Genomic DNA, 7,418 nt, shown 5'->3' on the forward strand with positions numbered 1-7,418 from the left:
GGACAAACAGAGACTCCTCGCCCATCCGAAGCTGGAGACATTCCTCGAAAACGAGCGCCGCTTTGTCGAAGGCAATCTGTATGAAGACGTGCTGCGCCGGGCTTTCGACCTTGCCGGCATCGATTACGGGCGTGCCGATTTCTCGCTGGTCGACGGGCATCCGCAGATCTTTGAGATCAACACCAATCCGGCGCACGGTTCCCACAGCACGATCTATAAGGAAACACTCCCCCAACGGGTCGAAACCCAGAGACTTTCGGAGGACCGACTGTACGCCGCCTTGCGCGCCGTCGACTTGCCGGTTGGACCCCGCATCGGCCTCGACGATCCCGCGCTTCTCCCGCAACAGGCGTTCAGACGTCTTTTCACGGGGCTGAAACGTGCTTGACCTCGCCGCACCGGAGCATCCGCTTTCCAAACGGCCGATCCTGCTTGAGGCGACCGATCGCTTCGATTTCGGTTCCGAGGCGTATCGACGGCTGTATGCCAGCGCATCGGCATCGGCCTTCCAGCATCCCGACTGGCTTTCGGCCTTCTATCGCAACATCGCTCCGGCCCATGATGTCGAGCCGCTGGTGGTCATAGGCCGGGACCACGAGGGCGACCCGCAGCTGCTGGTTCCCCTGGTCCGCCGCAAGAGCGGTGATGGTGTGGGGTCGATCGAGTATGCCTTTTTGGGCGTCACCGATTATGCCTGCCCTGTCGTGGCCAGAGGCATAGGGTTTGGCGCGCAAACCGCGCGGCATTTTCGCGATGTCGTTGGGCTTCATGCGGATTTGCGAATCGGACCTGTCCACCATAGCCATCTGCATCAATGGCGTTCTCTGCTGGGGGTCGAGCCTTCCCCGCTCGACTTCGGCGCGCACGCCGTGCGCTACGGCAATCCCTATGCTGAATGGCGCAGGGCGAATCTCGGTTGCCGGGACGCCGCCAGACTTGACCGGAAGGCGCACAGGCTTGCCGAGGCTGGTGGGCTGACGCTGGAATTGGTCGACCCGGACGGTGTGCGTCAGGCCATGGTTGCCGCGCGCGACTTCCGCGCCGGTCGCTTTCCCGACGATCCGCTGCAGACGGCGCATGGTCTCGAATTCTACATCGATGTCGCCACCAACGGCGCACGCTCCGGGCTTGCAAGAACCTGGCGCCTCGCCTCCAGGGATGGTCCGGTTGCCTTTGTCTTCGGCTTGGTCGACGGCGACTGCTTCCGCTACATTCTGCTGGCCTGCAACTACGTCTCCCACGCCCGTCATTCCCCCGGTCGCGTAGCGCTCGACCGGGTCATGGCGGCCTGGGCTGCCGAGGGCGGCACAGCCTTCGATTTCACCATCGGCGACGAACCCTTCAAGGCCGACTTCGGCTGCATCCGCACCACCATGCACGAGTTTCGCCTGTGACAGTCCTTCCAGCATCCTTTCCCAGGGAAATCGGGCGCGCAGTCACGCCGCGCCTTGCCGTCGTGGTTCCAGCGAAAAACCGCCGCGAAAGCCTGCCACGCACGCTGGCGTCCGTCCTCGGCAGCCTCCGAATGGATATCGAGGTGGTGGTGATAGACGACGGGTCGGCGGACGGGACCGACAGCTATCTGGCCTCGCTCGACGATGTGCGCCTGAAATGGCGCCGCATGCCGTTGCCGGCCGGCGCCAACAAGGCCCGCAATGAAGGTGCGGCCCTGTCCACCGCGCCGCTCATCGCCTTTCTCGATTCGGACGACGCCTTCCGCCCCGGACGGTTGGACCGGCTGATCGCCTTCTTCGATGAGAACCCCGATATCGACTGCAGCATAGACGGCTTCAGCGACATTTCGGACAGCGGTGAACGCATCCACCGCTTGCCTGGCATGACGCCCGGTGGAGAGAAACTGCGGCAGCTCCTGCTCTGCCATTGCATTCCATTGACCAATTCGACCGTCACGGTTCGCCGCACGGCTTTTGACGCGATCGGCGGCTATGATCCGGACCTGCGCCGACATCAGGATCGTGAGTTGCTGCTGCGGTTGGCGAGGCGGCATCGCATCGCCTTCGGCACCGCCACCGACGTGTGGAAATACCGATCGGCGAACTCGATCTCGCGCAACCATGCCGGCTATATCAAGGGTCTGGACGATTTCGTCGGCCGCTGTCCCGATTATCGATCAATCGGCTATGGGTCGATCCTCAGCTACCTGACGGTGCGCGGCACGCTGAAAGCGGCGGCGCAGGGCCATTTCGGCGTCGCGCTGGCCGAGTTGAAGGCCTGGCGGCAGGCCAACCATCTGCCTGGCGGCCTCCACGTGCTGCCGGGCTATTTCATGGGGCGTCGAAAACGGCACATGCTAGAGCAGGCGCTCGGTCAGCAACCGCAGGCGCTGGATCAGCTGCCTCAGGCGCTGGATCAGCTGCCTGCCACCACATCGGCGGAATAGCGCAGTTCGCGCAATGGTTTGACCTTGCTGGTGGTCTGCGCATAAAGCGGATGCGCCTTGTAGGCGGCCAGTGCCGCGTCATCGGCGAACTCGGCGTAGACGACGACATCAACTTCATCCGACAGCGGGTCGACCTTGGTGTTCAAAGTGACCTCGAAGAGACTGGAATGCGGAATGTTGCCGAGCGCCAGCAGCCCGGTGCGCACCGCCTCCACATCCTCCTTGCGCCGCGCGCTGAAGAAAACGATATGCCGGATCAATCCCGCCTCCTCGATCTGAATGTCGGGGTCTTTAGTGACGGCGGTCCCCTCGCGTCAACCGTTCATGGCGCCACGCGTCCTTGCGACGCGCCCCGGATGGGGCCGGACCTCATCTCGCAACGAAGACCTCGCAGAAGCGCCGGGCTGCTATCTCTGAAGGGGATATTATGCCTTGCCGGTGACGTAGCGCACGGCATGGGAGAGCTCCCTGACCGATATGTCGAGATACCGGCCCTGATTGTAGAGGCCGTCCCAGATCAGGAAGAACGCGATGGCGKCAATGACGACTACATAACGCATGGCTAAAGCTATCGCACAAGCGCGACTGCAGCCATAGACGTTTTTTGATTTTGGGCAGCAGCGCCCCGACGAAAATGCCGAACGCAACGTGGCACAGCCCAGCTAACAGCCTGCCTCTTGAAGTTCCCCCTCATGACGTGGAAGATTGTGATTGGCATTCGCTGGGAAAGCGCGGAAGCTCCGGTTAACGGGCGCGCGCTTTCGTTCGACCCGCCTGTAGCCTAATCCGTGCGCCAACGGGACCAGGCAAGGGTGTTCGAACCTGGCGGATGATCCAAGAGAACCGTGGTTCGGCAATTGCGCCGGTACCACGGAAATCCAGGGGCATGAAATGGCAGACGGAGAACATCACAGCGTAGCGCCGGGCGAAGCGGTCAGGCTCGACGAGTTCAATTTCGCCGAGATCGTCAAAGGCCTGCCGGCCAAGGCGCGCATGGTGCTGTCGGCGGCGATGAACCTGCCGCGTGGTACGCTCAAGGTCAGGATGCCGGATGGTCGCGCCGTTCTCGTCGGCGGCAAGGGGCCTGGCCCGGACGCCGAACTGGTGCTCAAGAACTGGCGCCTGCCAGGCCGCGCCTTTTCCGGCGGCACCATCGGCGTTGCCGAATCCTATATGGACGGCGATTGGGAAAGCCCCGACGTCACCAGCTTCCTGGAATTGTTCGTGGTCAATTCGGCGATCGGCGAACGCGTCGCCGGCGGTGCCAGCTGGCTCATCAACACCGTCCAGCGTATCCGCCACTGGTTCAAYGARAACACMCGCACCGGCTCGMARCGCAAYATCTCGGCGCACTACGATCTYGGCAACGCYTTCTACAAGGARTGGCTCGAYCCGAGCATGACCTATTCCTCGGCGCTTTACGCGAATGGCGCCAATGACCTGGAAAGCGCCCAGGCCGCCAAATATCGGGCACTGGCCAGGGATATCGGTATCGGCAGAAAGGACCATGTGCTGGAGATAGGTTGTGGCTGGGGCGGCTTTGCCGAATTCGCGGCACGCGAAATCGGCTGCCGCGTTACCGGACTGACGATCAGCCGCGAACAGCACGATTTCGCCAAGGCACGCATCGCCAAGGCCGGGCTTGCCGACAAGGTCGATATCAAGCTGCAGGATTACCGCGACGAAACAGGGACTTACGACCGCATTGCGTCTATCGAGATGTTCGAAGCGGTCGGCGAGAAATACTGGCCGGTGTTCTTCTCGAAGATGAAGGCCTGCCTGAGGCCCGGCGGCACAGCGGGCCTGCAGATCATCACCATCAACGAGGCTGCCTACGACACCTATCGCGCCAGGCCGGATTTCATCCAGCGCTACGTTTTCCCSGGCGGCATGCTGCCGACACCGTCGATCCTGAAGWCGCTCGGCGCGGAYCATGGCCTTGCGCATCTGCGYGAGCGCGTGTTYCCYGACGACTATGCGCGCACRCTCGCCGAATGGCGGCAGCGCTTCTGGGCGTCGTGGGAGAAGATCGTGCCGCTCGGCTTCGACGATCGCTTCAAGAAGCTCTGGGAGTTCTACCTGCACTATTGCGAGGCCGGCTTCCGCGCCAGCTACATCGACGTGCGCCAGGTGGTCTACAAGGCGTAGGTCGATACGCTCTTCGATTTCGTTGCCGGTGCAAGGCAGCACTGCTGGGCATGACGACCGGGTCGATTGCCGGTTGGCGCGCTTCGCCCTTTCGATCGCGATTTCCTGATGCCAACGTGATGCAACCGTGAGCGCTTGGCCGGCGTTCTGCCGCATCCGACGCCCGCGCCCAATCCCCTACGCCGAGCGCCTCTGACCATAGGAGGCTTCCTTGAAGCGAACCGTTGCCGCCATTGCCATCTTGCTTGCCGCCATATCCGCAGCCGACGCACGGCGCATAGCTCCACCCACCGTCATGAACGATCCGCTGGGCCACAGCATCAGCCCAACCTTGACGCCGGGTGCGAGCGATCTCATCGACGACACACCGACCTCGACCATCCACGGGGTGCATGCCCCGGCCGGGATGACGCCCTTGACCGTGCCCAGCGACCCGACGGGTATATCGCTCGAGCCGACGCAGCCAGTCAGCCCGCAAGCCCCCGCGACAGCCTTGCCGCTGACGCCGGTGCCTGCAACCAACTGAAGCCGCGCGGGTTCTGCGTTGAACATGGTCCGCATCACTGTCGCGACGCGGACCCTGGAAAGTGTGAAGCCGTATCAGAGCAGGATGCGGTATCTGGCAAAACCGGCTTCGCCCTCGCCCGCCGGTTCGATCTTCAGCGACTTCACATCGGCAATGAAGTCCTTCGCCTTGACGCCGGTCTCGAACACGACGCTGGTGCCCGGCAGCGGCGCGAACGACCAGTTGTCATCGGCGGACGGGTTGATGGTGCCCTGGCTGACGATGTAGCGAACGATGACGTCGCGGTTGGTGTCCGGTGCCTCATAAATGATCTTCGAGGCATTGATGTCAGGGAAATTGCCGCCGCCGCCGGCCCGGTAATTGTTGGTCGCAACGACGAATTTCTGATTGGGATCAATAGGCTTTCCGCCGAACATCAAGTCGACGATGCGATTGGCGCCGGCATTCGCCACGCCGCCCTTGGCATCGTATTTCGGCGGCTGCGACACATCGATCTTGTAGGTGACGCCGTCGATGACGTCGAAATTGTAGGATGGGAAATCGGTGTTGATGAGCGCCTGGTCGGCCTTCCCGACCTCGATCTTGTTGAAGATGCCGGCCGACATTTCCAGCCATTCCTTGACTTGCGCACCGGTGATTTCGACGGCGCGCACGGTGTTCGGGTAGAGATAGAGGTCGGCGACGTTCTTGATSGCRATRTCGCCGRCCGGCACGTCGGTRTARTAGTCGGCGCCGTTGCGYCCRCCSGCCTTGAAGGGMGCGGCSGCCGACAGCAGCGGCACRTCCTTCCACTGCGTGYTYTTGAGRATGTCCTTSARGTACCAGGTCTGCGCCTGGCTSACGACCTGCACCGACGGATCGTCGGCAACCAGCGAGAAATAGGAATAGAGCGGCGCCGAAGTCTTGCCGACAGGACGGCGCACATAGGCCAGGGTCGCCTGGTGGTCCTGCTCGAGGGCGGCGATGATGCGCTTGTCGTCGGGAACAGTCGGCTTGTTCTTGTTGTCGACGCGCTCGAAGATCGGCCGCGCCTCGGAGGTCGCGGAAACGACCTTCCATTTCGACCCGTCGCGCTCCAGCATCAGGTCGATCAGACCCATATGCGAACCCCAGAAGCCGCCCATGACGGCGGGCTTGCCCTGCAGCGTGCCTTTTTGCGTGTCGACGCCCTCGAGCGACTGGAAATCCTTCTTGCCGGGGAACACCAGATGCTGGTGGCCGGTGAACACGGCATCGATGCCGGGAACGCCGGCGACGAAGAACGAGGCGTTCTCCATCATGTCGCCCTGCTTGACGTCGATGCCGGAATGCGAGAGCGCGATAACGATGTCGGCGCCCTCCTCCTTCATCTGCGGCACCCAGGCCTTGGCCGCCTCGACGATGTCGCGCGTCTTGACGTTGCCCTCGAGGTTCTTGAGGTCCCAGACCATGATCTGCGGCGGCACGAAACCGATGATGCCGATCCTGATCGGCTGCTCGGCGCCCGAACCGTCCTTGATCTTCCTGTCGAGGATCACATAGGGCTTGAGATAGAGCTTGTCGTCGCGCGGGTTGGCGGCGAGCTCGGTACCGCGGATCAGATTGGCGCAGACGAACGGAAAATTGGCGCCGGCCAGCGCCTTGTCCAGGAAGGACAGGCCGTAGTTGAACTCATGGTTGCCGAGCGTCGAKCACTCGTAGCCGAGCAGGTTCATGCCCTTCATGATCGGATGCACATCGCCATCCTTCAGGCCCTTCTCGTAGGCGATGTAGTCRCCCATCGGGTTGCCCTGCAGCAGGTCGCCATTGTCGATCAGCATCGAATTGACGGCTTCCTTGCGCACCGCGTCGATCAGCGACGCCGTGCGCGACAGGCCCATCGTGTCGTTGGCTTTGTCGGCGTAGTAATCATAAGGCAGCACATTCACATGGATGTCGGTGGTTTCCATGATGCGAAGATGCGCCTGGTTGGCTTGCGCACGGGCGGAGAAGGGATGAAGCACGATCAGCGCCCCTGTGGCTGCGGCACCCGCAAGAAAACCGCGGCGGGAGACTGGATGGAGCAGTTGCGACATGTTTTCTCCTCATAGACAACGTGACACGCCCTGCCCCGAAGCGAACTTGGCGCTGAAATCGGCTCAAGTCCACTCAAGAAGTCGCGCGCATCCGGACATCAGTCGATCAGCGACAGATGACGCGCGGATGAATGCGACAGTGAAGAAAAGTCAGGTCTTGTCGTCGTCGCCCTGGGTGATCAGCCGGGCGCTGCGCTGGCCTGTGACGTAGATCCATAGCCAGCTCAGGGAAACCGCAAGCCGGTTGCGGAAGCCGATCAGAAAATAGATGTGCGCGATGCCCCAGAGC

7 protein-coding genes and 2 pseudogenes are annotated in these 7,418 nt (G+C 62.2%); 5 read left to right on the forward strand and 4 right to left on the reverse strand.

Annotation, left to right across the window (positions count from 1 at the left end; genetic code table 11):
* The 3 genes and pseudogenes from AC1DX0_RS27405 to AC1DX0_RS27415 form a co-directional block, all read left to right on the forward strand.
* Positions 1-388, forward strand: a pseudogene (locus AC1DX0_RS27405) (hypothetical protein); the annotation flags it as partial.
* A complete protein-coding gene (locus AC1DX0_RS27410) occupies positions 381-1,394 on the forward strand; it encodes a GNAT family N-acetyltransferase (RefSeq protein ID WP_477220645.1) in 1,014 nt (337 codons plus the stop codon). The pseudogene AC1DX0_RS27405 and the gene AC1DX0_RS27410, both read left to right, overlap by 8 nt.
* On the forward strand, positions 1,391-2,401 hold the full coding sequence (locus AC1DX0_RS27415; protein ID WP_477220646.1) for a glycosyltransferase family 2 protein: 1,011 nt from the start codon (positions 1,391-1,393) through the stop codon (positions 2,399-2,401). Before AC1DX0_RS27410 ends, AC1DX0_RS27415 begins: the two co-directional genes overlap by 4 nt.
* On the opposite strand, the gene AC1DX0_RS27420 is transcribed toward AC1DX0_RS27415, so the two are convergent.
* Positions 2,371-2,661 carry a Dabb family protein gene (locus AC1DX0_RS27420; RefSeq protein ID WP_477220647.1) on the reverse strand — a complete coding sequence of 97 codons (291 nt, stop codon included), beginning with the start codon at positions 2,659-2,661 and terminating at the stop codon, positions 2,371-2,373. The two genes, AC1DX0_RS27415 and AC1DX0_RS27420, sit on opposite strands and share 31 nt — an antisense overlap.
* 165 nt (positions 2,662-2,826) lie before the next feature.
* The gene (locus AC1DX0_RS27425; protein WP_477357525.1) at positions 2,827-2,961 is read right to left on the reverse strand and encodes a hypothetical protein; all 135 of its coding nucleotides are present in this window, start codon (positions 2,959-2,961) and stop codon (positions 2,827-2,829) included.
* A 331-nt stretch (positions 2,962-3,292) separates the two neighbouring features.
* Between AC1DX0_RS27425 and AC1DX0_RS27430 the strand changes: the two genes are divergently transcribed.
* Both AC1DX0_RS27430 and AC1DX0_RS27435 read left to right on the forward strand, forming a co-directional pair.
* Positions 3,293-4,549, forward strand: a complete 1,257-nt coding sequence (locus tag AC1DX0_RS27430) for a class I SAM-dependent methyltransferase (protein ID WP_477357528.1) — start codon at positions 3,293-3,295, stop codon at positions 4,547-4,549.
* A 211-nt stretch (positions 4,550-4,760) separates the two neighbouring features.
* Positions 4,761-5,075, forward strand: a complete 315-nt coding sequence (locus tag AC1DX0_RS27435) for a hypothetical protein (RefSeq protein ID WP_477220649.1) — start codon at positions 4,761-4,763, stop codon at positions 5,073-5,075.
* A 74-nt stretch (positions 5,076-5,149) separates the two neighbouring features.
* On the opposite strand, the gene AC1DX0_RS27440 is transcribed toward AC1DX0_RS27435, so the two are convergent.
* Together AC1DX0_RS27440 and AC1DX0_RS27445 are read right to left on the reverse strand one after the other, a co-directional pair.
* Complete coding sequence (locus tag AC1DX0_RS27440; protein ID WP_477357531.1) at positions 5,150-7,129, reverse strand: bifunctional 2',3'-cyclic-nucleotide 2'-phosphodiesterase/3'-nucleotidase; 1,980 nt, start codon at positions 7,127-7,129, stop codon at positions 5,150-5,152.
* 150 nt (positions 7,130-7,279) lie between these two features.
* A pseudogene (locus AC1DX0_RS27445) lies at positions 7,280-7,418 on the reverse strand (NAD(P)/FAD-dependent oxidoreductase); the annotation flags it as partial.

It is taken from the genome of Mesorhizobium sp. P3_A9, assembly GCF_056402975.1.